Consider the following 25,536-nt stretch of genomic DNA (forward strand, 5'->3'; position numbering starts at 1 on the left):
AACACGCGCCGATGACGACCACCCTGTCCCCCGCCCCGGCCCGCCAGATCGTCCCGCGCGAGGATCTGCACGCCACCGAGCTGGCCTTCCTCGCCGCGTACGACGACGGGCCGCGTCCGCCCGCCTGGCGGCTGACCCCGCGCGCGGTCGTCACGTTCGTCATGGGCAGCGACGGGCGGGCCCTGAAGCTGCCCGACGGTGCCGAGACGGCCGACGGGGCACCGCGCCGGCTCGTGATCGAGGGCAAGTTCGTGGGCGACCGGGCCCTGGTCGAGCGGTGCGTGGTGACCCTCGCGGGCGAGCGCGGTCTGCTGCTCGTCGGCGAGCCCGGTACCGCCAAGTCCATGCTGTCGGAGCTGCTGTCGGCCGCCGTGTGCGGCACCAGCGGCCTGGTCGTGCAGGGCACCGCGGGCACCACGGAGGACCAGCTCAAGTACGGCTGGAACTACGCCCTGTTGCTGGCGCAGGGGCCGAGCCCGCAGGCGCTGGTGCCCTCGCCGGTGCTGACCGCCATGCGCCGGGGCGGTATCGCGCGGGTCGAGGAGGTCACCCGCTGTCTGCCCGAGGTGCAGGACTCCCTGGTGTCGTTGCTCTCCGAGCGGCGTATCTCCGTACCCGAACTGGCGGGGTCGGAGGACGCGTTGGCGCACGCGGCGCCCGGTTTCAACCTCATCGCCACGGCCAACCTGCGTGACAAGGGGGTCTCGGAGATGTCCGCGGCCCTCAAGCGCCGCTTCAACTTCGAGACGGTCGGGCCCATCCCGGACCTCGACGCCGAGACGGCGCTGGTGCGCAGCCAGGCGCGGGCGTCCGTGGAGCGGGCCGGGGCGCCGTTCCATGTCGACGACGCGGTGCTGGAGGCGCTGGTGACGGCCTTCCGGGATCTACGCGAGGGCCGGTCGGCGGAGGGCTGGGAGGTGGAGCGGCCCTCCACAGTGATGAGCACTGCCGAGGCCGTGTCCGTGGCGGGAGCGCTGGCTCTCGCTGCGGCCTACTTCCCGGGGGACCGTGACGTGCTCGGCCTGCTGCCGGGGCACCTCCTGGGCGTGGTCCGCAAGGACGACCCCGCCGACGCGGCCCGGCTGCGCGGCTACTGGGACGGTCCCGTCCGCCGCCGCGCGGAACAGGGTTCCGCCACCTGGCGCACCCTGTGGGACCTCCGTACGGTCCTGGAGGGCTGACGGCCGTGTCCCTCTCCCCCCGCCTCACGCCGGTCGCGGCCGGCCCCGGTCCGGGCTCACCCGACGAGGCTCTCGCCGCCTTGACCAGCCCTGAGGCGCCCTATCTCGTCGGTGTACGGCATCACGCGCCGTCCCTGGCCGCGGCCATGCCCGCGCTGCTGGACGAGGCGAAGCCGGACGTGCTGCTCGTCGAGCTGCCGGCCGAGATGCAGGAGTGGCTGCCGTGGCTCGGGCACGAGGAGACGCGGGCCCCGGTCGCGCTCGCCGCCGCCCCCGGTGACGGGAGCGGCGGCGGGGGACCGGCGTTCTATCCGTTCGCGGACTTCTCGCCCGAGCTGGCCGCCGTGCGCTGGGCGGGCCTGCAGGGCGTGCCGGTGATCGCCTGCGATCTGCCGCTCGCCGACCGGGCCTGGGGCGAGGGCCGGGCCGCCGCTCCGGCACCGGGCGACGGCGGGCCCGGGCTGGCCGCCGCGCTGCGGTCCGGGCTGAGCGGCCGTCCCGGGGACGACCTGTGGGACCGGCTCGTCGAGGCCACCGCGCCGGGCTCCCCGCCGGAGGCCCTGCGCCGGGCTGCCCTGCTCACCGGCTGGGCGCTGCGCGAGGACGCGGCCGCGGCGGGCGGCGTGCCCGAGCTGGATCTGCGGCGGGAGCGGTGGATGCGGGCGCGGCTCGCGGAGGCCACCGCGGGCGGGGAGCGGGCCGCCGTGGTGCTCGGGGCCTTTCACGCCCCGGCGCTGACGGGGCAGCACGCGGAGGAGGCCGCACAGGCCGGGAAGACCAGGGAGGCCGCACGGGCCGGGGAGACTGGGGAGACCGGGGAGGTCGCCGACGCGAACCGCCCCGCGTGGACCACGTCCCTCATCCCCTACACCTACGCCCTGCTGGACGAGCGGTCCGGCTATCCGGCGGGCATCCGGGACCCGGAGTGGCAGGACATGGTCCTGCGCGCGGCGGGGGATCCCGAGGCGCTGGAAGAGGCGTTGACGCGGGCGGCCGTCCGCGTCTGTGCCGAGCTGCGGAGCCTCGGTCACCCGTCGGGGCCCGCCGACGCGCGGGAGATCGTCCGGCTCGCCTCCGACCTGGCCCGGCTGCGCGGGCTGCCCGCGGCGGGTCGGGGTGAGCTGGTGGAGGCCGTGCAGACGGTCCTGACGCAGGGTGAGCCGTACGGGCGGGGGCGGGCCGTGGCGCGGGCGATGGAGAGGGTGCTCGTCGGCACCCGCACCGGGCGGCCCGCACCGGACGCGCCGCGCTGCGGTCTGGCCCCCGCGGTGGAGGCCGAGGCGGCGGAACTGGGCCTGCCCGGACCGGCGGACGGGGTGCCCGGTGCGGCGCGGGACCTGCGTCTGGACCCGCTGCGGTCCGACCTCGACCGGCGCCGCGAGCTGCTGCTGCGCCGGCTGACGGTGTGCGGGGTGCCGTACGGGGAGGCGAAGGAGGTCGTCGGCGCGGGGGGTGCCGAGGCGGTCACCTCGCGCTGGGAGGTGCGCTGGACGCCCGCGACGGCGGCCATGCTCACCGCGGCCGGCGTGCGCGGGGTCACCGCCGCCCAGGCCGCCGAAGGGGTGCTGCGCGAGCGGCGGCGCCTGGAGGAGGACGAGGGCGGGCCGACGGCCGCGCAGGCTCTCGACGGGCTGGCCGGGGCCGCCGAGAGCGGTCTGACCGCGCTCGCGGACGAGCGGCTCACCGACATCGCCGAGGTACTCCCTCTCGGCGGCACCCTGCCCGAACTGCTTGCCGGACTGGCCCTGTTGGACCGGCTGCGGGCCGGTCACATCCCCGGTCTCGGCGACGACGAGGACCGTACGGCGCGGGCGGCGGCCGTGGCCGGGCTGCTCACGTCGGCGGCGGTACGCCAGGTGGACGGCCTGACCGGCTCCGAGGACCCGGCGGACGCCCACGCCCTGCTCGAACTGGCCCACCGCGCCGACGTGCTGGGCGGTATCCGGCTCACCGACGCCCTCGCCCGGCTGGCCGCCGACGGCTCCCCGCTGATGCGCGGTGCTGCCGGGGCCGTACGCGTGCTGCTCGGGCAGGAGGATCCGCGGGTGTTCGGGGACCGGGTGGCCTCCTGGGTCGACTCGGCCGTCGACCCGGACTCGCGGGCCGCGCTCACCGCGCGGCTCGGCGGGCTGCTGACCGCCGCCGGACCCCTGCTGGAGGCCGCGGCGCCCGCGCTGGAGCCCCTGCTCGACCGGGTCTCGGAGCTGCCCGACCGGGAGTTCCTCGACCGGCTCCCGGCGCTGCGCGGCGGCTTCGACGCCCTCAGCCCCGCCGCCCGCGACCGCCTGCTGGCGGCCGTCGAGGAGCGCCTCGACGTGGCGCACATCGCGGACACCGGCGGTATCGACCCGGTCGCGCTCGCCGCCTGGACGCGGGCGGACCTCGCCGCTCGCGAGACCCTGCGGACGCTGGGGCTGCTGCCCGCGCCGGCCCCGGCGGATGCCGGGTCCGCGTCCGAGGGCGGGACCGCGGCACCTCGGGCCGAGGACGCTCTGCTCGCCCCCGGGGATCGCTGGCGGCTCGTCCTGGGCCGTAGGAAGGATCAACTCCCGTCCTCGGCCGCCTCGTTGGCGACCGCGCTGGACGAGCTGTACGGCAGCGGACGCGGGGAGGGAAGCCGCGGCGAGCTGAGCGGGCCGGGCTCGGGCGGTGGCCGGGAGGTGCCGTATCCCGGCGTGCGGGAGTGGTCGGAGGAACTGGCGGTGCTGTTCGGTCCGGGTATCCGGGAGGAGGTGCTGGCGGCGGCCGCCACGTCGGGCCGCAAGGACGTGCTCGCCGAACTGGACGCCGACAGCGTGCGCCCTTCGGTCGACCTATTGCGCACGGTGCTGCGCCACGCGGGCGGCCTGCCCGAGGCCCGGCTGGCGGCACTGCGCCCGCTGGTCCGGCGGCTGGTCGAGGCCCTGACCCGGGAACTGGCCACCCGGCTGCGGCCCGCCCTGCACGGTACGGCCCTGCCGCGCCCCAGCAGACGTCCGGGCGGCGGCCTCGACCTGCCCCGCACGCTGCGCGCCAACCTGGCGACCGCGCGCCGTACCCCCGACGGCACGATCCAGGTCATCCCCGAACACCCGGTGTTCCGCACGCGCGCGCGGCGGTCGGCCGACTGGCGGCTGATCCTGGTCACGGACGTGTCAGGGTCCATGGAGGCGTCCACGGTCTGGGCCGCGCTCACCGCGTCGGTACTGGCCGGGGTGCCGACCCTGTCCACGCACTTCCTCGCCTTCTCCACCGAGGTCATCGACCTCACCGGGCACGTCGAGGACCCGCTGTCGCTGCTGCTGGAGGTCAGCGTGGGCGGCGGCACGCACATCGCGGCGGGCCTGCGGCACGCCCGCGAGCTGGTCACGGTGCCCTCGCGCACCCTCGTCGTGGTCGTCAGCGACTTCGAGGAGGGCTATCCGCTCGGCGGGCTCCTCGCCGAGGTCCGCGCACTCGTCGGGGCGGGCTGTCACGTCCTGGGCTGCGCGAGCCTCGACGACACGGGACGGCCCCGCTACTCCACAGGCGTCGCCGGTCAGCTCGTCGCCGCGGGCATGCCCGTGGCCGCCCTCAGTCCGCTCGAACTCGCCCGCTGGGTAGGGGAGAAGATCACATGAGCCCGGACCCGACCCCGGAGAGCCCCGGCCCGGGGCTGCCTCCGGTCGCCCCGTCCGTCACCGCCGAGCTGGTCGAGGCGCTGTCTCCCCGGCTCCGCAAGCGGCTGGACGCGGGAGTCGCCAAGCTCGCCGCCCGTCCGGCGGTGCGCGACGGCGACACCGTGCGAATCGCCGTCGACGACGACACCGACCTCGAACTGCACGCCCCCGGCCCCACGGTGACCAGCGCGGACGCCATCCGCTGCGGGTGCCTGCTGGCGCCGGACTGCCTGCACCGCGCGGCCGCCGCCTCGGCCGCACCGGTGGCCGACGACGCGACGGAACCGACAGAACCGACAGAACCGACTCAGGAGACGCAGAAGGTAATACAGGAGGAGAAGGAGGCCGAGACCGCCGGGCCCGAGGAACGCGTCGCCGCCCGTGCGGTGTTCGCCGCGGCGGCCGCCGTCCTGGAGGCCGGCACGGACGGGGCCGGCGCCGTGCTCCAGGCGGAGTTGCTGCGCGCCGCGCACACCGCACGCCTCGCGGGTCTCCCTCGCGCCTCGGCCGCCGCGGTCTCCGTGGTCACCGGGGTGCGCGCGGCCCGTTCCGCCGACCCGGCGTACCGTCTCGCCGACCTCGCGGACACACTCGGTGGCGCCCTGGGCGTGGCCCACCGCCTCCCCCACGCCACGGGTCCCGACCTGGCCGGACTGCGCGGCACGGCACGGCAGCCGTACCGCCCGGACGGCTCCCTGCGGCTGTACGGCCTGTTCTCCGAGCCGGTGCTCACGGCCACCGGGTACGCGGGTGCGGTCACCTGGACCGCCGACGCCGAGGGCCGCCTCTACACGGTGTCCGACGTGGCGCCCGGCGGCCCCGGCCGCGCGACCGGCGCCGCCGACCGTGCCGTGCGGATCGGCGACACGTCCCTGACACACCGTGAACTGGCGCGCGCGGGCCTCGCCGTGTCGGGCGCCACCGTCTCGCCCACGGGACGCCTCGGCGCGGGGGCGGGAGTACGGGCGGTGCGCGCGTCCGGCGCCGCATGGCGCGGCGAGCCGCTCGACCGGCTGTGGGCCGTACCCGTCGCCGACCAGGTGGCGCGGGCTCTCGGCGGCGGCCATGACCTGCTGTTCCTCGACGTGACGCTCATGGGCACGGTCCGGGAGGCGACGGGCGACTGCCTGCTGGCCGACTGCGCGGGCGTGCCGCTGCGGCTGGCCACGGCTCATGACGCTCCCGCCCTGCCGTACCGCGACAATCTGCGTCTGCTGGCGACGGCCGGGGGCAGGGGGCTGCGGGTCGTCGCCCGGCTGACACCCGGACCGCGCCCCCGCGCGCTGCTGCTGGCCACCGAGCACCCGAGCGACCCGGCCGCCCGGGTGGACCTGGGTCTCGACCGGCTCCAGCACGCCGACCTGCCCGCCGCAAAGACGCCGGCCGCCGCTCCGGCTCCGGTCGTGGACGAGGCCCCGCTACATCTGCTGCGCCGACGGGTCCACCAGGCCGTGTCGGGAGGTCGCCGTGTGCTGGCCTTCCCGGGGAGCGCGGCGGGCGACGGGGCCCGGCTGCGCCGCGCGGGGCTCGGCACGGCGGGGGACCTCCTCGACGAGCTGCACGCCGCCGCGGCGGACCGCACGCGGGACGCGTTCGGGCGGCTCCTGCCGTCCGACTCGGGCCGTTTCGCGGGCGCGTGGCTGGCGGCGGCCGTGTATACCGGCGAGGTCGAGCGGACGCTGTGCGCGCAGGCCTGGGGGGGGTGAGCGCGGTCCCGGCGTGAGGGTGATCGATGCCGGTGTGAGGGTCGCCGCGGGTTCCCGCTCCTTTAGATGTTCCCGTTCCTTTAGGTCAGGATCTGACCTGTATCCCTCCTAACGTGGTCCACGAACGCGGAACACACCCCACGGAGACGGAGACCCGCCATGTCCCAGAACACCCCCGCCACCCTCGCCCCGGCCCTCACCGGAGAGCGCGCCGACCTGCTGGAGACCCTGGGCAAGCACCGCGACTTCCTGCGCTTCACCGCCAACGGCCTGACCGACGAGCAGGCCGGGCTGCGGACCACGGCCAGCGAGCTGTGTATCGGCGGCCTGATCAAGCACGTCACCTCGGTCGAGCGGAACTGGGTCTCCTTCATCATGGACGGCCCCTCGGCGATGGGCGACTTCGAGAACATGACGGAGGAGGACTTCGCGCGGCGGGCCGACGAGTTCCGGATGCTGCCCGGCGAGACGCTGGCGGCGGTGCTGGAGAACTACGCCGAGGTGGCTCGCCGTACCGACGAACTGGTCGCGTCCCTGCCCGACCTCGACGCGGCGCACCCGCTGCCGGCGGCGCCGTGGTTCGCGCCGGGCAAGCAGTGGTCGGCCCGCCGGGTGCTGCTGCACGTGATCGCCGAGACCTCCCAGCACGCGGGGCACGCCGACATCATCCGCGAGTCCCTGGACGGTGCGAAGACCATGGGCTGAGCCGGCTCCCCGTCAGGACACCTACGTCCGCCTACTACCGCACCCGCCAGGCACTGCTCGCCGCACTGGTCCGGCGCATGGTCGCCCTTGACCAGGCAGAACTACAGGCGATCGGAGAGCAGGCACCCGTGCCGCGGGACGCCGAGGAACTGGCAGCCGGAATCGCCGCCTTCATCGAGCACCGGCTCACGGGAGACGGCCGTCGGCGCTCCCTCGCGCGCTACGCGTGCGCCCTCGAGAGCGTGCACCACCCCGAGCTGCGGGAGATCCTCGTGCCGCGCGAGAACGCAGGGCGCCAAGTCGTACGCGACTTCCTGGCCGCACAGGGCGTCGCAGACGATGACGCCGAGGACCGCACCGTCACGCTGCTGACCTGCGTGGACGGACTGGTCTTCGACCGCCTGGTGGGGGGTGGAACCGTGTCGTCCCAGGAGATCCGCGGACTGGTGGCGGCGGCCCTGCGATAGCCCACACCTGCCGACACCGGGCGGTTCACCGCGGCACGCCCCGCGTTCAACGTTCGTGGAGGCACTCAACCTCACCGCGAGAGGTCACTTCATCGACGGGGTATGCATTGGCTCCGGTGAAGGCAGCGAGAGGGAATCCGTGAAAGGTGAGGGGCCCATGCCGCAGTGGCACTTTCCGGAGGGTGATGGCCTTCCTGCGCGTCAGCTTGTAGAGGGGACCTTGGCCCCCATCGTCGTTCTCGACGCGCAGCTGCGCCATCTGTACGTCAACCCGGCATGGGTCCGGGTCAGCGGCTTGCCCGCCACTGCGTTCCTGGGACGGACGCTCGGGGAAGTGCTGCCGGACCTCCAGAGCCCGGACGACATCCTCTTCGAGGTACTCGCGGACGGGCAGCCTCGGGAGGCAGCCATCGCAGGAACGACAGGGGTGTCCTCGCCGCTGGGGCAGAGGCTCTGGCGAGCGGTTTATCACCGGGTGGATCTGCCGGGACGGGATGCGTGTCTGTGTGGGATCGGCGTGGAGATCAGTAATCTGCGCCGCTATCTGGACGACCTGGAGACTGCGCATCAGCGGCTTGCCCTGCTGGATGCCGCGGCCACGCGCGTCGGCACGACGCTCGACATTGAAACCACGTGCCAGGAGCTGGTCGACTTCCTGGCCCCCTCGCTGGCCGACATGGCGGCGGTGGGAATCGTCGAAGAGGAGTTCACCGGTGCTCCTGTGCCTCCTCCCGGCTTCCTGCGGCTGCGCAAGGCGGGGGGCTCAGCGCCCCCTGGGATGGAATGGGTGCTGCGTCAGCTGGGCGGACCAGGACCGTACGTCGACGTTCCCCGTGGCGTCGCCACACGGCAATGCCTGGACAGCGGGCGGCCATGGCTGGGCAACCTCGCCTCGGACGAGCTGTTCCAGAAGGTGACCGTGGACCCCGAACGGACCAAGATCTTCCGCGCGGCCGGCATCCACTCGTTTCTCATCGCCCCGCTGATTGCGGCAGGCCGCCCGGTCGGCGTCGTCCTTCTGGGCCGGGCCGGCGCATCGCAGCCCTTTGACGACGACGACCTCGTGACGATCCAGGCGCTGGCCGACCGGGCCGCCCTCTCCATCGACAGCGCGCGCCGCTACAGCTACGAACACACCATGGCGCTGGAACTGCAGCGAGCCCTGCTGTCCGAACCCCGCACCCCCCACCCCGCTGTCGAAGTGGCCGCCCGCTACCTCCCCTCCGGCCGCAGCGTCCTCGTCGGCGGGGACTGGTACGACTCGATTCCCCTGCCGGACTCCCGCACCTTGCTGGTCATGGGCGATGTGATGGGCCACGGCTTCCAGGCCGCCGTCGCCATGAGCCAGTACCGCTCCCTGCTGCGCACCATCGCCGCTTCCGGCGCAGCCGTCGACAAGATCCTCAGCGAGTTCGACCGCCAGGTCGCGCACCTCGGCCTTGACCGCCTCGCCACCTGTCTCCTCGCGGTCATGGATCCCGGTACGGGCACCTGTACGGCGTCCAGCGCCGGGCATCTGCCACCCGCCGTCGTGCGACCGGACGGCAACATCGAGGTCCTGTGGCTCCCGGCCGGCCCACCCGTCGGCACCGGACTCGGTGGCTACGAATCGCTCACCGTACGAATGGACCGCGGCACCACCCTGCTGCTCTACACCGACGGCCTGGTGGAACGACGTGACACAGACATCGACATCTCGGTGCAGGCGCTCGAGACGTTGAGCCTGCCGGCGGACGGCCCTCTCGACGACATGCTCGACACGCTTCTGGCCCGCCTGGCGAACGGTGCATGCGAGGACGACGTCGCGATCCTCGCCGCCCGCAAGCGCGACGGAAGTAAGTGACCCGCACCGCTCAACCTTCGCTGCGACAGAACATCCCACGCCGCGATCTCCGCCCATACTCCATCTGTCCCGTCTCTGGCGATCTGGTCTCCGTCTCAGATGATCTGGTCTGATTCCTCAGTGGTCGCAGGTGATCTGGTCCACTGATGACGGCCGCTCGAAGCGCCGGAAAACGCCGGAAAACCGGTGGAACCGTCGGAGCATGAGTCCGTACCGTCCGTGGGATGACCTATCTGAGCCCCCTGGGATATCTGCTGGGCATCGAGGGTGCTGCTTTGCTGCGTGGCATCAGGGAGGGGAGGGCCGACCGGGCGTTCGTCGAGGCCCGGATCGCCGAGATCCGCACCCTGCTGGATGTGCCCGCCCTCGCGCATGCCGAGGGAGTCACGGCGAGTCCGGGCACGATCAGCGCGGCCGACGTCTACCAGGAGTGGGCGCCGCACTATGACGCCCCCGGCAACCAGATGATCGACGTCGAGCAGCCCGTTGTCCGGCGCATCCTGGACAGCCTGCCCGTTGGCGCGGCGTTGGACGCGGCCTGTGGGACCGGCCGCCACACCACCTACCTGCATGAACTCGGCCACGATGTGATCGGCGTCGACGCCTCGCCCGAAATGCTCGCCCAGGCCCGCAAGGGTCTGCCAGATGTCGACTTTCACGAGGCCGAGCTGCACCAGTTGCCGCTTCCCGACAATGCGGTCGACACCGTCGTCTGCGCGCTCGCCCTGACTCACGTCCCCGACCTGGCCGCCGTGCTGGCCGAGTTCGCGCGTGTCCTGCGCCCTGGCGGGAACCTTGTGATCTCGGATGCCCACCTGCTGGTGTCCTACCTCCGGCCGACCCTGGCCCGCCGTCCCGGTCCGGACGGCCGCCCGTCCCTCCTCGCCGAATACCACCGCCCGCTCAGCGCCTACCTCGCCGCAGCCCTCCCACTGGGCTTCCAGGTCCGGCACTGCGAGGAACCCCGCCGCCCGCGCCACTCCCTCGACCCCGACACCGCCCCGGACCCACTCCCGGCCTACATGTCCTGGGACTTGTTGCACTGGTGCCCAGAAGCGTCGGCCGCGGCTTTGGACGATTCCCCGATCGCGGTTATCTGGCACTTCCAACTCGACGGCATTCGGAAGGGCTGAGCAACCGGACCCAGATCAACTGAGGCAGCGTCCGGCACCCACTCGTCCAGGACCGCATCACCCGAGGTTCCCACCCTCTCCAGGTCTCAAGCGAACTGGTCACCGCACGTCACAGGCCTGATTCGGGGTCAGATCGTTTGAGGCGGGACACGTACCTCGATGGTCTTGGTGCCCGCGGCGACGAGGTCGAAGTACTGGCGGTAGAGGTTGAGTTCGCGGACGCGGGTGGTGCTGTCGGTCATGGCGTAGGTCGGCTCTGCCTCTCGCCGAGTGCGGTGCGCAGCCAGTCCAGGGACCCGGTCGCCAGTACCGCGTCGGCGAGTTCGTTGGCCGACTTCGTGGTGAGTCGGCCGCGGCTGTTGTCGATCCACCGCTGTGCGTTCTCGTAGCCCTGGGCCTTGTACTCGATGCCCTGGATCATGCACTCCAGCTTGTCGGCGTCCCGCGCGCAGATCGCCTCGGCGGACTCCTTCGCCTCGTACTCGGCGACGAGTTCCCGCACGCCCGAGGCCAGGACCTCGGGCATACCGGCGACCTGGTCGGCGCCTCCATCACCCGCACCGGCGAAGAGTCCGCACGGATCGTCGTCACGGACACCTCCCGCACCAGACCCACCCTCGGCACACCGTCCCCGGACGACGAGACCGGCCGCGGCCTGCTTCTCGTCGAGGCCCTCGCCCACGAGTGGGGCAGTGAGCTGGTCCACGGCGGGAAGCGGGTGTGGGCGGAACTGCGCGCGGAGGGCGAGCGGTGAGCGCGCCACCCACGGCCAGGCTGCCGCGTGTTGACCAACTCAACCCGCGACAGCAGATGGCCATCGACTGCGCGCGCTGCAGCCGGCGGTTGGGGATGGTTGGCCGGGTCTGGGGCGAGGCGCGCTACCGCGGTCGGCTGTTCCGGCTGTGGGTCTGCGTGCCCGAGTGCCCGCCGCCCGTCGTCGGCGGCACCCCTTGAGCCGCTGCCTGGTGCCGGAGACCGAGCTCCCAGCACCTGGCGGTGAACAGCGCCCGCTCCGCCCCCACATCGCAGGCTCCCCGCCGGAGCGGGGCCGCAAGACCCTGCCGACGCCCGCAGGCGCGGGCGGGACGCAGAACAGCCCGAGCAGCATCAACGACAGGAGGCACGCATGCCCACGACGGCAGCACTCGTCTGAGCTGCCGACTTTCTTGTCAGGCGGCTCCGGTCACGCCCTGGCATCACGGTGCGGCAGGCAATGCTCCGCTGGTCGGACGAACCGGAGACGGGGAGTGGGGCGACGACGGCCTGCGCCGTTAGAGCTGTCGCAGGTGGTCACGGAGTGTGCGGGCGACCTGTGCCATGAGGGCCTCGGCACCGGGCTGGGAACTGGCTGGAACGAGTGATTCCGTAAGGGCGGCGATGGCGAAGGCCTGGCCGTCGGAGTGCTCGACGACACCGATCTCGTGGCGGAGGTTCAGGAGCGTGCCGGTCTTGGAGGACCAGGTGGTGGCGTCGGAGCTGAAGTCAGGGGCGAGCCGGTGCCGGAGCACGTTGTGGGCCATGAGGTCGCGTATGTGCTCGGCCACCTCGGGGTGGATCTTCGACGGTGTCCACAGGGCCTGGAGCAGTTCGGCCCAGGCGCGTGCGCTGCCGGTGTTGGCGCGGGTGGTGTCGAGCTGCGGCACCCGGTGTCCGCGGCCGCTGGTGCCGGCGTCGATGGCGAGGGCGTGGGCGAGATGGACGTCGGCGGCGTCGAAGCGCTCGACGGGGGTGTCCATGAGCTCGTTCATGGTGTGCCGGACGGTGATGTCGCGCAGGCCGAGCTCGTGGAGGATGTCGGCGACCCGGGCGGGCGGGGTGAGGCCGAACAGCGCGTCGGCGGCGTGGCTGTCACTCAGGCAGGTGCTCAGGTAGAGCAGGTCGTCGACCGCGATCCGGGCGGGGTGGCGAAACCGGCTCAGCCCGATGGGGCCGGCTGTGGTGATCCGCCCGGGTGGCACGTCGAGGGGCGTCGCTCCGTCGAGCTCGCCTCGTCGGACGCGTTCGAGCGTGGCCAGCGCGAGCGGAACCTTGACCAGGGACGCGGACGGCAGTTGGGCGTCCGGCTCGATTCCCAGCTCCTCTCCCGTGTGCAGGTCCCGCACGAGCAGGCAGCCGTGCAGGCCGCCGTCGCGCAGTTGTCCACGCAGGTCGTGCAGTAGTGCCTCGGTGCTCAAGTCCCTTCCCTTCCTGAGGTTCCCGCGCCCAGACAGCGGGCGACGGCGTCGCCCAGGCGCGCTTCGATGAGCTGTGGATTGCCGTCTCCGGCGGCGGCGAGGGCGAAGCCCCGGCTGATCGTGATCTCGCCGATGGGCCGCCAGGCCAGGTCGAGTTCCTCGGCTTGGGCGGGGGAGCACAGCAACAGGTCGCGTGAGCACAGGACTTCCGCCGCGGCGGTCGTCAGGTCGGGTGCGGCGACGAGTTGTGCGGGCCGCAGGCCGACCGCGTCGCGCAGGCGCGTCAGCGGGTCGCGGATGTGCGGCACGTCGTCCTCCGGCTGAATCCAGACGCGGCGGGCAGGGCCGGAGGATGCTCTTCCGACCCGCAGTGTTTCGAGATAGACGCGCTTCACGCCTGGTTTCCGGGCACCGCCGAGCCCGAGCGGCACGGACCACCTCGCGTCGTCCGGCGGTACCGCGAGCAGCGCGGCCCGCACTTGCTGTGCGTGGAGGAGCTCCGTGCGCTGCGTCGGTCCCGCGACGCGCAGATCGAGGGTGACGCCGTGCCCGCGTGCCTCGGCGACGAGGCGGGCGAGACCGGCCGTGGAGCAGATGCCGGGCACCGCGAGCCGCCATGGCTTGCGCTTGGCGGCCTCCGCCTCGTGCAGCAGCACGTCGGCCGCCTGCACGAGTTGCCTGGCCGTCGGCAGCATGTCCCGGCCGAAGGGGGTGAGAACGGCCCGTCGTGACGTGCGCTCGAACAACGGCTCACCGAAGCGTTCCTCCAGGGCGGCGACGCGACGGCTGGCCACCGACTGGGACATCTGGGCGGCGGCCGCCCCGACGGTGAAACTGCCGTGCTCGCTCACGCTGACGAACGCACGACACGCTCCCACCAGATCCACAGCCGGAACCTTATGCCAGATCCATGGCCCGTTCTCATGCCGAATCAGCATGGAGCGGCGCGTTCGCGTATTGGACCGCATGGCCGCCCGCCGGTGAGGGTGATCCCCGAACTCATGACCACCCAGGAGGTTGGACCATGCAGACCCCGCAACACGCCCATGCTCGTACCGCCCTTCGCGGTGCGCTCGCCGCGCTCGCCCTCGTCGTCCCGCTCGTCGCCTGCGGCCAGGACGGTTCCTCGGCCTCGTCGCCCTCGTCGTCGGCGCGGTCCGCCGTGACGACGACCTCGATCGCGGCGACGGCCTCGTTCACCGGCGAATTGAAGGAACTGGAGCGCAAGTTCGACGCCCGGCTCGGTGTCTACGCCATCGACACCGGCACCGGGCGCGAGGTGGCCTACCGGGACGGCGAGCGGTTCGGCTACCACTCCACGTTCAAGGCGCTCGAAGCCGGCGCCGTGCTGCGGAAGTACTCCCTGAACGGCATGAACAAGGTGATCAAGTACTCCAGTGACGACCTGGTCGCCAACTCGCCCATCACCGAGAAGCACGTCGAGACCGGGATGACCCTGCGCGAGCTGTGTGACGCCGCCGTCCGCTACAGCGACAACACCGCGGCCAACCTGCTGTTCGACGCACTCGGCGGCCCCAAGGGTCTCGAGGCGGACCTCAGGAAGCTGGGCGACAAGGTCACCCTGATGGAGCGCATCGAGCCCCACCTGAGCGACTGGGTGCCGGGCGAGACCCGGGACACGACCACCCCGCGGGCGCTCGCCAAGGACCTGCGCGCGTACGTGCTCGGAGACGTCCTCCGCAAGCGCGAGCGCGCCCAGCTCGCGACGTGGCTGAAGACCAACACCACCGGGAACGAGGTCATCCGGGCAGGGGTGCCCGAGGGCTGGGTGGTCGGCGACAAGACCGGAAGCGGCAGCGGCTACGGCGCCCGCAACGACATCGCCGTCGTGTGGCCCCCCGACTCCGCCCCCATCGTCATGGCGATCCTGACGAACCGTGGGAAGGCGGAGGACGTCCACGACAACAAACTGATCGCGGAAGCGGCGTCCGTGGTCGCCGAAACGTTGTCCTAGCGGGAGACGGGGCCGCAGCCGAGCACCCCGGGGCGCCGAACCGCCCGGCCGCGGCGGTCACAGCGCGTCCCGGTCGCATCGGTGACGTGCGGGGACCTTGTCCACGATGGATCACGCCGCATGTCGCCCACCCTTCCTCCCCGTACGCCTGCGCCTGCTCACCGGCACCATCAGCGCTATCAGCCCTCCCAGAACCGCCGCGGCCACCCACCACGCGAGCGGTACGGAGCTCTCGTTGCTCGCGTTCTGGGTGGTGGCGGACTTCGGGGCGGCGCCGGAGGCCTGGGGGGCGGCGCGGGTGGTCGCTGAAGGGCTCGCGGTGTTCTTGCCGGTGGTCAGGACGACGTCGTTGCCGTCGCCGCCGCGGTAGCTGATCCGGTACTCGGTCCTGCCCACCTTGACCTTGGCGTTTTCCTTCAGGCCCTTGAAGGTGCCCTTCGTCTTCGCCTTGCCGGTGTGGTCGATGACGGTGACCGTCTTCGAAGAAGCCGCAGCAGTCGAAGAAGCCGCAGCAGTCGCAGAGGCCGGCTCGACCACGAGCCTCCCACCCAGCCGCAGCGCACCCCCCACCTTCAACGCCCGGTCCTTCACGGTCAGTTGACCACCCGCGCCCTGCGTGTAGTCCCCGGTCACCGTCACCCCGCCGGAGACCTTCCCCGTACCCGTATTCGTCACCGCTCCGACGACCTTGCCCTTGCCGGACAGGGACGAGCTCAGGTTCAGCACCCCTCCGGACGCCCTGCGCACATCCAGCCGCGCCCCCGGTGAAGTGAGCCGGATCCCCTTGCTGCGCGCCAGGCTCGCCCCGTCGAGCGCGAGCGTGCCCTTCGTGACGGTCGTCGTGCCCGAGTACGTCACGCCGCTGGTCAGCGTCGTCGTGGCGGCACCCGACTGTGTGAGGGAGCCGCTGCCGCTGATCCTGGACAGGGAGAGCGGCTTGGTCGTGTTGCGCAGCACCAGCGAACCGTTGTTGACGACCTTGTAGAGGTCGCCCTTGGTGTACAGGCCGCCGTCGCCACCGGACTTGCCGCTGCCCAGGCGCAGCACCGCGCCCTTCTCGACCGTCGTCGAGCCGTTGTAGTACTGGACGGCGGCGAAGGTGACGTCGTTGCCCTGCGTCCCCTTGATGACGATGTCGCCGGCGCCGGGCGTGGACAGGGTGTCGTGGAAGACGCCGCCGCCGATCGGCGCGCCCAGCGTCACGGGCCCGTTGTAGTTGAAGGTGAGCAGTGAACGGGAGCGGGCCGCCAGCAGGTTGATGTATACGGTCTCGGCGGTGCCCGGCATGAAGATCTTGTTCGTGGTGCCGTCGCCCCACTGGACGTTGGCGCCCTTGATGTTGGTGCCGCGCTTGTTGATGTTCTTGCGTGCGGGCGTCCAGTTCAGGGCGGGGTCGCTGAGAGAGGGGTTGGTGTCGCCGCCCTGGTTCGACCAGCTGTACTGGCCGGTGAGGACGACCTTGCTGCCCGGCCGGGACTGGACGTTGATGTCGCTGCCGTACTCGCGCTGGTAGAAGTCCATGCGCTGGGTGACGGTCTGGCCCAGCGGGGTGTCGACGGTCCAGGTGCCCTGGTTGAGGACCTTGCGCATGTTGGGCAGTGACGTCGCGTACTCCGGTCGTCCGGCGTTCGCCTGTGTGCCGTTGTCTATCACCCCGGAGAAGGGGTGGGTGCCCGAGATGTCCCAGGTGCCCCAGAGGAACCTCGGCTGGGTGATCAGCCCGGAGCCGCTGATGGTGCCCAGGTTGTAGGCGCTGGTCAGGGAGAGCCGCAGGGTGCCGTCGACCCGGATGTTGTCCTGGTTGAGCCGGAACGCCGGGGTGTTGTACGGGAAGTGGCCGATCAGCCCGGTGGTGCCGCCGTTGCCGTACTGCAGGGTCGCGCCGCGCTCGACCGTGATCGCGGGCGGGTCCGGGTTGGCCGTGGTGACGTACGGGTGGTTGCCGCCCTGCGTCCGCACCGCTTGCCGCTGCCGGGACTTGGGCAGTGTGAAGTCGCTGTCCTTGGTCAGGATCAGGGTGCCGGAGCCGCGCACGGTGAGCGTGCCCTCGCCCCGGAACACCCCGTTGTACGTGGTCTTCCCGGCCGGCACGGTCACCACCGTGTCGCCGTCGAGCGTCACGTCGCGGCCCGCCAGTACCGCCGCGGTGACGTCGTCGGCCGCGGCGGGTGCCGCCGTCGCGCTCGGCGTCATGATCCCTGTCGCGAGCACGGCCAGCGCCGCGCCCGCTCCTGCTGCCCGTCCACGGATGTTCTTGTTCACGCCTGTGGAGACGGGAGCAGAGCGGGGGCGATAACAAAAACTTGGGTCCGACTTCGAATCAGAAAGTGTCCGACTTTTTCTAACCTCCCGACCCGTTGACCTCCTCGTAACACACCCTTACCGTTTCGGCGTTCGGAATCGCAGATACCGTTCGAAATGTCGAATGGTCCAGTGTGAGGGAACGACATGAGCCGCCTTGACGAGAGCCCCGAAATCCCGAGCCGCAGACTCGTCCTGAAGGGCGCCCTCGCCGCGGGCGCGCTCACCGCCGTGCCCCAGGTTGCCCAGGCCGCCACCCCGGACGCCGCCGGCGGGAGCTCCCGGTACGTCAACCCGCTCGTCCGCAACCGCGCCGATCCGCACATCCACCGTCACACCGACCACCGCTACTACTTCACGGCCACGTCCCCGGAGTACGACCGCATCATCCTGCGCCGCTCCCGCACCCTGCGGGGCATCGCGACCGCCGACGAGGCCGTCATCTGGCGCAAGCACGCCACCGGTGTCATGGGCGCGCACATCTGGGCCCCGGAGATCCATCACATCGACGGCAAGTGGTACATCTACTTCGCCTCCGCGCCCGCCGAGGACATCTGGGCGATCCGCATCTGGGTCCTGGAGAACTCCCACAGAGACCCCTTCAAGGGCACCTGGGTGGAGCGCGGCCAGCTGAAGACGGCCTGGGAGACCTTCTCCCTGGACGCCACCACCTTCACCCACCGCGGCACCCGCTACCTCTCCTGGGCGCAGCACGAGCCCGGCATGGACAACAACACCGCGATCTGGCTCTCGAAGATGGCCGACCCGCTGACTCTGACGGGTCCTCAAGTGCGGCTCACCACACCGGAGTACGACTGGGAGACCATCGGCTTCAAGGTCAACGAGGGCGCGTCGTTCATCAAGCGCAACGGCCGCATCTTCATGTCGTACTCGGCCAGCGCGACCGACCACAACTACTGCATGGGCCTGCTCACGGTGGACGCCGACGCCGACCTCATGAACCCGGCGAACTGGTCGAAGTCCCCGACCCCGGTGTTCACCAGCAACGACACCACCAAGCAGTACGGGCCGGGCCACAACTGCTTCACCGTCGCCGAGGACGGCCGCACCGACGTCCTCGTCTACCACGCCCGCCAGTACAAGGAGATCGTCGGCGACCCGCTGAACGACCCCAACCGCCACACCCGCATCCAGAAACTGCGCTGGAAGCCGGACGGTACACCGGACTTCGGCATCCCCGTCGCCGACACCCCAGCCCGGGGTTGAGGGCGACGACCCCCAACTGACCGGCTTCGCACGTCACTTCACCGTCCTGAAGGAGAGTGTCCAGATGCCACATGCTGGGACAACTGGAATAAGACGTGCCACACCAATGCGTGCTGGGATGAGGCGTCTGTGCGCCGTCCTCGTCGCCCTCGCTCTCGCCGTCGCCGGAGCACTCGCGACCGCGGGCCCCGCACAGGCGGCGCCCCAGACCATCACCAACGGCACGCAGTTCACCGACACTTCGGGCAATCCGTTGCACGCGCACGGCGGCGGAGTCCTCAAGGTCGGCTCGTACTACTACTGGTTCGGCGAGAACCGGAACTCCGACAACACCTTCCGGTACGTGTCGGCCTACCGCTCCACGGACCTGAAGAACTGGGAGTTCCGCAACCACGTCCTGACCGAGGCCACCGACCCGGAGCTGGCGACCGCCAACATCGAGCGGCCGAAGGTCATGTACAACGCCGCCACCGGCAAGTACGTGATGTGGATGCACAAGGAGAACGGCGTCGACTACAGCGAGGCGCGCGCCGCCGTCGCCGTCTCGGACACCGTCGACGGCGACTACGAGTGGCAGGGCAGCTTCCGGCCGCTGGACCAGCACATGTCCCGTGACATCACGGTCTTCACCGACACCGACGGCACCGGCTACATGGTGTCCGCCGCCCGCGAGAACTACGACCTGCACATCTACCGGCTGACCAGCGACTACACCGGCATCGCCGCCCTGGTCGCCGACCCCTGGCACGGCGGCCACCGCGAGGCCCCGGCCCTCTTCAAGCGCAACGGCGTCTATTTCATGCTGACTTCGGGCGCCACGGGCTGGAACCCCAACCAGCAGCAGTACGCGACGGCCACCTCGCTCGCCGGTCCCTGGACGGCGATGCGCAACATCGGCGACTCGACGACGTACGGCTCGCAGACCACGTACGTCCTTCCCGTGCAGGGCAGTTCGGGCACCTCCTACCTCTACATGGGAGACCGCTGGGGCAACTCCTTCGGCGGCACGGTCAACGACTCGCGGTACGTCTGGCTGCCGCTGACCTTCTCGAACTCCACCACGATGTCCATGTCCTGGTATCCGGAGGTCACCATCGACACGGCCGCCGGGACGATCACCGGTCGGGGCGGCCCGTACGAGACGCTGGCCGCCCGGCACAGCGGCAAGTGCGCCGACGTCCCCGACCAGTCGATCCTCGCGGGCGCCCAGATCAAGCAGTGGACCTGCAACGGCGGCGGCAACCAGCGGTTCTGGTTCAAGGACCTCGGCAACGGCTATGTCCAGCTGATGGCCCGTCACAGCTCGCTGTGCCTGCGGGAGAACGCCTCCAACGTCACCCAGGAGGCCTGCTCCACCTCCGCCACCGCTCAGCAGTGGTCGGTGACCACGTCGGGCGGCTACGTCACGCTGAAGTCCCGCGCCAGCGGCGAGTGCCTGGACGTGAACGGCGCGTCGACCGCCGACTCCGCCGCGATCATCACGTACGCCTGCAACGGGGCGACGAACCAGCAGTGGACTCGGGCCAGTTGACGTAGGCCCTCACTCCGTCTGGTGGAGGAGGAGTTCGGCCGACTCCTCCACCAGACGGCGCAGCACCGGTACGTAGTTTCCGTCGCCACCCAGTTCGGTCAGGAGGTGCTGGGCTTCGTCGCGGAACCTGCGCAGGTCTGCTTCGTACTGCTGAAGACTGGTGGGCGCGAGAAGGAGAGCTGTGAGCTCTGACCTCGCTTCCTCGGAACTTTTTGCGGCTGCGTGCAGGTCCAGGAGGCGGTTCCTGGATCGAGGTGACGCGTTCTCGAGGGTGCAGGCGAAGAGATAGGTGATGGTGCCGTTCCGCAGGTCTTCATTGCGGCCGGAGAGGATGTCCTCCTGGTCGTTGAGAAGCTGCAACAGGATGCCGAAGACATAGCCGAACTCACGCCATATCCTTATTCGTTCGTGTTCCGCGCCGGCCAATATCGCGCCCATTGCCGTGATCATGGCGAAGGGTGCCCCTGATTTACCTCGGTACGTCGTGATCACCGAGTCCCGTGTGGCGTCGCCGGCATCTCGGCGCAGATCGCTCAGCTGACCCTCGGTGCAGACGATTGCGCAGGTCAAGAGCTCGGCTGTCAGGGCGCCGCGCACCGAGTCGGGAATCTGTTGGGCCTGGATGATGTGAAGGGGAAGGGTGTTTCCGCTGATGATCGAGGCGAGCAGTGCCTCATTTTTGCCGAGCGCACCGGAAACGCTCGCGGCTTGCCCGTCCGCCAAGTCGTCGAGATAGCACGCGGAAGTCCACCCCAGCACATGGATCGCGGACAGTGGAACGGCAGGTCCGGGATCTCCTGTCTCGGCTCCGTGCACCAGGAGCGGCAGCACTTGCAGGGGGTACTTGAACTTCTGGTGCTGCAGGAGTTCGGTGACCGCATTCTTGATGGCGGTCGAGGAGGGGCCGAGCCGTTCGATGCTGGTTTTCAGCTCTGCGTCGATATTCGAGGAGAACTGCCGGTACAGGTCCAGGTATGAGGTGGAATTCATGATGACTTCCTTTTTGTCGTGCCGCTTATGGCCCCGATTCGATCACTTCGAAACGTGGGCCGGCCAGGGCGCCTTCCAGCCATGGCCGGTTTCTCTCCGGTGGTACGGAACCGAGATGCCGCACACCTCTAGAAAGCGCTTGCCATCGCGGGGTACCGTCCAGCGACCAGGAGAAGCCGCCCTGTTGGAGGAGCCGCGTTGAGACGCCGCAGACGCACCCTGATCGCCGTGCTGGCCACGCTGACCGCAGCCACCGCTCTGTCCGCCACCCCGGCTTCGTCCGCCACACCGGCGCCTGCGGGCGCCCACGGCCGGGGCCTCGAGAACTGCACCGCGACGGCCTGTCACTTCGACGTCGCGCCCGGCACGTACGACGTACACGTCCTGCTCGGCGGTGACGCCGAGGCGAGTACCGGCATCACCGGCGAGACCCGCCGCACCCTCCTCCCCGAGACCGCCACGGCGGCGGGCGAGCGCGTGGCACGCAGCTTCACCGTGAACGTCCGCACCCCCGAGGGCGAACCCACCGGCCCCGCCGGCACCCCCGGCCTCGACCTCGCCCTCGGCGGCTCGGCGCCCGCGCTCGCCGGCATCCGCGTCACCCCCGCGCGGCACGCGCGCCAGATCTTCGTCGTCGGCGACTCCACCTCCTGCGACCAGCCCGGCGACCCGTACTCCGGCTGGGGCCAGCAGTTGCCCCAGTACCTCCGCAAGGGGCTCTCGGTCGCCAACTACGCGGATTCCGGGGAGAGTACGGTCAGTTACCTCGACAACCCGGCACTCTTCGCGACCGTTCAGCCGCTGATCCGCAAGGGCGATTTGGTTCTCATCCAGCTTGCCCACAATGACAAGCAGACCGACGAGGCGACGTACCGTACGAACCTCGAAACGCTTGTCGCCGGCGTACGCGAACGGGGTGGCAAGCCCGTGCTTCTCACGCCCATCGTCCGTCGGTGGTTCAACGCCGACGGCACGCTCAACAACGGTACGGCGCTCCTGGTCAACGGCCTCGGCGTCGACCACCCCGCCGTCACCCGCTCGGTGGCCGCCGCGCACGGCGTACCGCTCATCGACATGACCGCCAAGACCAAGGCCCTGGTGGAGTCGCTCGGCGTGGAGGCCTCCAAGGCGCTCTACCTCTACAACGAGAAGCGGGACAACACTCACACCTCCGCGCACGGCGCGACCGTCTACGCGGACCTCGTCCGCGATGAGCTGGTCGCCCAGCGACTGGTCCCCAGGGGCCTGGTGAGGTGACTCAAGACCCTGGGGCGTCCCGACCGGAACCGGGGCGTCCCAGGTACCTCAGCGTTCAGCTCGGTGCCCTTAACTGGGGCTGCGCCCCAGGCCCCCGCCACGGGGTGGGGTGTTGGGATCGGGTCGCGGCTGCGGGTGCGTTGGGGCTGGTCGCGCCCGCGCGGCGGAGCCGCAAATCGATACAGCCCCGCGCCCCTATTGAGGGGCCTGCGGCCCTCAATAGGGGCGCGATACTGCACCCGGACTTCACCAAAGCCCGCCTAGACAGAAAGCACCACCCATGATCGCAGGCGTCCCCGACGACGACCGCCCCCTCAGCCCGTACACCGGCTACACGCGCGCCCACTGGGAGGCCGCCGCCGACTCCCTGCTCGCGGCCGTGGAGCCCTACGCCTCCGAGGACCGCGCGCTGTACCACCTGCCCGGCGAGCACACGAGTTGGTCGGGGCGCCTGTCCGACGGTCTGGAGGGATACGCCCGTACGCTCCTGCTGGCGGCCTTCCGGCGCGACGAGAAGGCCCTCGCGCGGTACGCCGACGGGCTCGCCGCCGGAACCGGCGGCGTCTGGCCGCGCATCGAGGACCGCAGTCAGCCCCTCGTCGAGGCCGCCTCGATCGCTCTCGCCCTGCGCCTGACCCGCCCGCTCCTGTGGGACCGCCTCGACGACGGCGTACGGCAGCGGGCGGCGGCCTGGCTCGGCGACGCGCTGACCGCCGAAGCCTGGCCCTGCAACTGGGAGTTGTTCCCGGTCACCGTCGGCGGCTTCCTGGCGGAGATCGGCTACGAGGCCGAGTCGTCGCGGGCGGCGATCGACCGAGGGCTTGACCGCATCGAGCAGTGGTACGTCGGCGACGGCTGGTACACCGACGGCGACGGCCGCAAGTTCGACTACTACAACGGCTGGGCGATGCACCTGTACCCGGTGCTGCACGCCTGGCTCGCGGACGACACGCGCCTGCTCGATCTGTACGGCGGCCGGCTGTCGACCCATCTCGCCGACTACGCCCGCCTGTTCGGCGCCGACGGCGCCCCCATGCACCAGGGCCGCTCGCTCACCTACCGCTTCGCGACGACCGCACCGCTGTGGCTGGGCGCGCTCACCGGGTGTACGCCGCTGCCGCCGGGGGAGACGCGCCGCCTGGCCTCCGGCGCGCTGAAGTACTTCCTCGACCGGGGAGCCGTGAACGACCAGGGCCTGCTCACCCTCGGTTGGCACGGCCCCAACTCCACTGTTCTACAGGGCTATTCGGGCCCGGCGTCCCCGTACTGGGCGAGCAAGGGCTTCCTCGGCCTGCTCCTCCCCGCGGACCACGAGGTGTGGACGGCGCCCGAGGAACCGGGTCCGGTGGAACGGCAGGACGAGGTGCGGCCGGTCGGCCCGCCCAACTGGCTTCTCCAGTCGACCAGTTCGGACGGCCTGGTCCGACTCCACAACCACGGCAGTGAGGACGTCCGCTACGACCCGTACTACACGCGGCTCGCGTACTCGACGGTGACGGCGCCTTCGGAGACGTACGACAACAGCGTGATCGTCGACGAGGACGCGAGCCGAACGGGCATCGAGCCGTTGGGAGTCGGCGACGGGTGGGTGGCTTCGCGGCACGAGGCTGCGGGCTCTGCGCGGGTTACGAGTCTGGTCGTGGCGTCCGGCGCGGTGGAGGTGCGCGCGCACCTGGTGGCGGGCGCGCCTCCCGGAACCCCGGTGCGGGTCACGGGTTGGTCGACGGGGGAGGAGCGGCAGGACGGCGAGGAGGGCCTACGGGCTGAACTCGTCCCGGCCTTCGGCCTGTCGGGCACAGCCACCCTGACGGGCGTAACGACCGAAGAGCCCACGTTGTTCGTAGCCCTCGCCCGCCTCACCGCCGAACCGGACCCCCTCCCGCTCCAGGCCCTGGTGTCCGTGGAGGTGGAGGGGGCGTATGAGGTGCGCGTCCGCTGGGCCGACGGCCCCGGCACGCGTTTTCGGTTCAGCGCTCCAGACGGGCGATCCGCAGCGTCTTCGTGGTCGGTGACGCCCCTGTGAGCGCCGTCGAGTAGGACGGCGTGACGGGTGCGTACGCCCAGGTGAGGGAGCCGTCCGCGAGGGTCGCGATGTCACCGGTGATACGGGCCTTGACGACCTTGTCCGGCGTCTTGAACTTGCCGTTCCAGTCGATCAGGCGCAGGTGCGTGCCGGTGAAGGTGCCCGTGCAGGTGCCGTTCGCGCACTTGGCGTTCTTCAGGGACTCCCAGGAGACGAGCAGCCGGTCTTTCCCGTACGGGGCGATGCGGACGTTGACGTGCTCGGTGCCGGGGGCGTTCGTGAGGTAAGTCGGCTTGCCCGCAGGGGAGTTGCGGTTCTTGAGGAAGGCGACGGCGACCTGGTGGGTCTTCGTCTTCGGCTTCACCGTCCAGCCGCGGCCGCTCGCGTCGTCCGGGTTCTTGGCGGCGGAGGCGGCGCCGCGGGAGGCGAAGGCGGTGGCATAGCGGCCGGTGGACGACTTCACGAGGTCGCCGGTACGGCCCGGGAACGTGCCGCCGCAGTAGCCCGCCCAGCACTGCTCGCGCTGCACGACCGGCGCGTTGTCGGGAGCCCCGATGCCGGTCGACACGAACAGGCCCGAACGCCAGTCGTCGAAGCAGAGGGAGGTGAAGGCTCCGGTGGGCTCGGCGTGCAGCGCGATCCCCTCGTTGTGGCTGCAGCCCCAGCCCCAACCGCCGTTGAGTTTCGCGCCCTTGGCGCTGACGTACGCCAGCTTGTCCCCGAAGTGGCCGTCGGCGAAGCCGCCCGCGCCGTGGACGACGAAGTACGCGCCGTACTTCTTCCCGTTCCAGGCGAGCTGCCCGTCGAGCAGCGGGGCCGTGTCGTTCGAGGCGGTGCCCGTGAGCTTCGTACGGAACGCCTGCTTGCCGTTCTTGTAGCGGACGAGCGCGGCGGCCGTCTCCTTCCACTTGTTGCTGTCGGCGACGCGGGTCACCAGCGCGAACCCGTCGTTGTGCGCGACCAGCCCGCCGACCTCCTTGGCGCCCTTGACGACCGTGTCGGAGCCGGAGCGCTTCCCGGCCTTCGTGAGCGGCGTGACGTGAATCCCGTCGGACGCGGGCCAGGCCACCCGGAGGGTGCCATTCGGAGCCACGGCGGTCGCTGTGCGCGTCCACTCGCGGGTGTTGTTGTAACCCGCCGACAGATAGGGGAACTTGGCCGCGAGGTTCACCGTGGTGTTCGTGACGGCGAGGTCGTCGGCGGCCTTCGCGGCGGGCGTCGCCGTGGCGGTCGCGTACCACGCACCGGTCAGCAGGACGCCCGCCGCGAGCGAGCCCACCACGGGCTTGCGGGCGATTCGGCGACGGCGGTGTCTTGTTGTGGGCGTTACGGATGTTGCGCGTGTCATGCCTCCGAGTCGCCGCCGGCGGGGTGGAGGTTGCCGT

Annotated in this window: 19 protein-coding genes and 1 pseudogene; 13 read left to right on the plus strand and 7 right to left on the minus strand. The window is 71.1% G+C overall.

Going from position 1 to position 25,536, the window contains the following annotated elements:
- Positions 1–11 precede the first annotated feature (11 nt).
- The 7 genes from IEZ21_RS22385 (at position 12) to IEZ21_RS22415 (ending at position 10,673) form a co-directional block, all read left to right on the plus strand.
- Positions 12–1,181: an ATP-binding protein gene (locus IEZ21_RS22385; protein WP_189323873.1), complete on the plus strand. Its 1,170-nt coding sequence runs from the start codon at positions 12–14 to the stop codon at positions 1,179–1,181.
- 5 nt (positions 1,182–1,186) lie between these two features.
- Positions 1,187–4,780, plus strand: a complete 3,594-nt coding sequence (locus IEZ21_RS22390; protein ID WP_189323707.1) for a vWA domain-containing protein — start codon at positions 1,187–1,189, stop codon at positions 4,778–4,780.
- Positions 4,777–6,525, plus strand: a complete 1,749-nt coding sequence (locus IEZ21_RS22395) for a hypothetical protein (protein WP_189323708.1) — start codon at positions 4,777–4,779, stop codon at positions 6,523–6,525. The genes IEZ21_RS22390 and IEZ21_RS22395 overlap by 4 nt, the downstream gene beginning before the upstream one ends.
- A 159-nt stretch (positions 6,526–6,684) precedes the next feature.
- A complete protein-coding gene (locus IEZ21_RS22400) occupies positions 6,685–7,230 on the plus strand; it encodes a DinB family protein (RefSeq protein ID WP_189323709.1) in 546 nt (181 codons plus the stop codon).
- Positions 7,227–7,697: a TetR/AcrR family transcriptional regulator gene (locus IEZ21_RS22405; protein WP_189323874.1), complete on the plus strand. Its 471-nt coding sequence runs from the start codon at positions 7,227–7,229 to the stop codon at positions 7,695–7,697. Before IEZ21_RS22400 ends, IEZ21_RS22405 begins: the two co-directional genes overlap by 4 nt.
- Before the next feature lie 157 nt (positions 7,698–7,854).
- Positions 7,855–9,540, plus strand: a complete 1,686-nt coding sequence (locus IEZ21_RS22410) for a SpoIIE family protein phosphatase (RefSeq protein WP_281399472.1) — start codon at positions 7,855–7,857, stop codon at positions 9,538–9,540.
- A gap of 224 nt (positions 9,541–9,764) precedes the next feature.
- Positions 9,765–10,673 carry a class I SAM-dependent methyltransferase gene (locus IEZ21_RS22415; protein WP_189323711.1) on the plus strand — a complete coding sequence of 303 codons (909 nt, stop codon included), beginning with the start codon at positions 9,765–9,767 and terminating at the stop codon, positions 10,671–10,673.
- 146 nt (positions 10,674–10,819) lie between these two features.
- On the opposite strand, the pseudogene IEZ21_RS22420 reads toward IEZ21_RS22415, so the two are convergent.
- Both IEZ21_RS22420 and IEZ21_RS22425 read right to left on the minus strand, forming a co-directional pair.
- A pseudogene (locus tag IEZ21_RS22420) lies at positions 10,820–10,915 on the minus strand (ASCH domain-containing protein); the annotation flags it as partial.
- The gene (locus tag IEZ21_RS22425; protein WP_246568021.1) at positions 10,912–11,379 is read right to left on the minus strand and encodes an HD domain-containing protein; all 468 of its coding nucleotides are present in this window, start codon (positions 11,377–11,379) and stop codon (positions 10,912–10,914) included. The pseudogene IEZ21_RS22420 and the gene IEZ21_RS22425, both read right to left, overlap by 4 nt.
- A 44-nt stretch (positions 11,380–11,423) precedes the next feature.
- Here IEZ21_RS22425 and IEZ21_RS22430 point away from each other — a divergent pair, with 44 nt between their 5' ends.
- Positions 11,424–11,627 carry a hypothetical protein gene (locus IEZ21_RS22430; RefSeq protein WP_189323712.1) on the plus strand — a complete coding sequence of 68 codons (204 nt, stop codon included), beginning with the start codon at positions 11,424–11,426 and terminating at the stop codon, positions 11,625–11,627.
- Between the two features lie 317 nt (positions 11,628–11,944).
- On the opposite strand, the gene IEZ21_RS22435 is transcribed toward IEZ21_RS22430, so the two are convergent.
- The gene (locus IEZ21_RS22435) at positions 11,945–12,847 is read right to left on the minus strand and encodes a serine hydrolase (protein WP_189323713.1); all 903 of its coding nucleotides are present in this window, start codon (positions 12,845–12,847) and stop codon (positions 11,945–11,947) included.
- Positions 12,844–13,734 (minus strand): LysR family transcriptional regulator, encoded by an 891-nt coding sequence (locus tag IEZ21_RS22440; protein ID WP_246568023.1) that lies wholly within the window; start codon positions 13,732–13,734, stop codon positions 12,844–12,846. The genes IEZ21_RS22435 and IEZ21_RS22440 overlap by 4 nt, the downstream gene beginning before the upstream one ends.
- 137 nt (positions 13,735–13,871) lie before the next feature.
- Here IEZ21_RS22440 and bla point away from each other — a divergent pair, with 137 nt between their 5' ends.
- Positions 13,872–14,822, plus strand: a complete 951-nt coding sequence (gene bla / locus IEZ21_RS22445) for a class A beta-lactamase (protein ID WP_189323715.1) — start codon at positions 13,872–13,874, stop codon at positions 14,820–14,822.
- A gap of 111 nt (positions 14,823–14,933) precedes the next feature.
- Here bla and IEZ21_RS22450 read toward each other — a convergent pair whose 3' ends face one another.
- A complete protein-coding gene (locus IEZ21_RS22450; protein WP_189323875.1) occupies positions 14,934–17,015 on the minus strand; it encodes an autotransporter outer membrane beta-barrel domain-containing protein in 2,082 nt (693 codons plus the stop codon).
- 255 nt (positions 17,016–17,270) lie between these two features.
- Here IEZ21_RS22450 and IEZ21_RS22455 point away from each other — a divergent pair, with 255 nt between their 5' ends.
- Positions 17,271–18,350 carry a glycoside hydrolase family 43 protein gene (locus tag IEZ21_RS22455; protein WP_189323716.1) on the plus strand — a complete coding sequence of 360 codons (1,080 nt, stop codon included), beginning with the start codon at positions 17,271–17,273 and terminating at the stop codon, positions 18,348–18,350.
- A 118-nt stretch (positions 18,351–18,468) separates the two neighbouring features.
- Complete coding sequence (locus IEZ21_RS22460; protein WP_189323717.1) at positions 18,469–19,881, plus strand: RICIN domain-containing protein; 1,413 nt, start codon at positions 18,469–18,471, stop codon at positions 19,879–19,881.
- A gap of 9 nt (positions 19,882–19,890) precedes the next feature.
- Here the strand turns inward: IEZ21_RS22460 and IEZ21_RS22465 are convergent, their stop codons facing one another.
- Positions 19,891–20,871 carry a polyprenyl synthetase family protein gene (locus tag IEZ21_RS22465; RefSeq protein WP_189323718.1) on the minus strand — a complete coding sequence of 327 codons (981 nt, stop codon included), beginning with the start codon at positions 20,869–20,871 and terminating at the stop codon, positions 19,891–19,893.
- Positions 20,872–21,069: 198 nt separating this feature from the next.
- Between IEZ21_RS22465 and IEZ21_RS22470 the strand changes: the two genes are divergently transcribed.
- Complete coding sequence (locus tag IEZ21_RS22470; protein WP_246568024.1) at positions 21,070–22,128, plus strand: rhamnogalacturonan acetylesterase; 1,059 nt, start codon at positions 21,070–21,072, stop codon at positions 22,126–22,128.
- Positions 22,129–22,408: 280 nt separating this feature from the next.
- Entirely contained in the window at positions 22,409–24,151 is a 1,743-nt protein-coding gene (locus tag IEZ21_RS22475; protein WP_189323719.1) for a DUF2264 domain-containing protein, read from the plus strand.
- On the opposite strand, the gene IEZ21_RS22480 is transcribed toward IEZ21_RS22475, so the two are convergent.
- Positions 24,096–25,499 carry a hypothetical protein gene (locus IEZ21_RS22480; RefSeq protein ID WP_189323720.1) on the minus strand — a complete coding sequence of 468 codons (1,404 nt, stop codon included), beginning with the start codon at positions 25,497–25,499 and terminating at the stop codon, positions 24,096–24,098. The genes IEZ21_RS22475 and IEZ21_RS22480 overlap by 56 nt on opposite strands.
- Positions 25,500–25,536 lie beyond the last annotated feature (37 nt).

The sequence above is a fragment of the Streptomyces flaveus genome, from assembly GCF_014647675.1.
Taxonomy (GTDB): domain Bacteria; phylum Actinomycetota; class Actinomycetes; order Streptomycetales; family Streptomycetaceae; genus Streptomyces; species Streptomyces flaveus.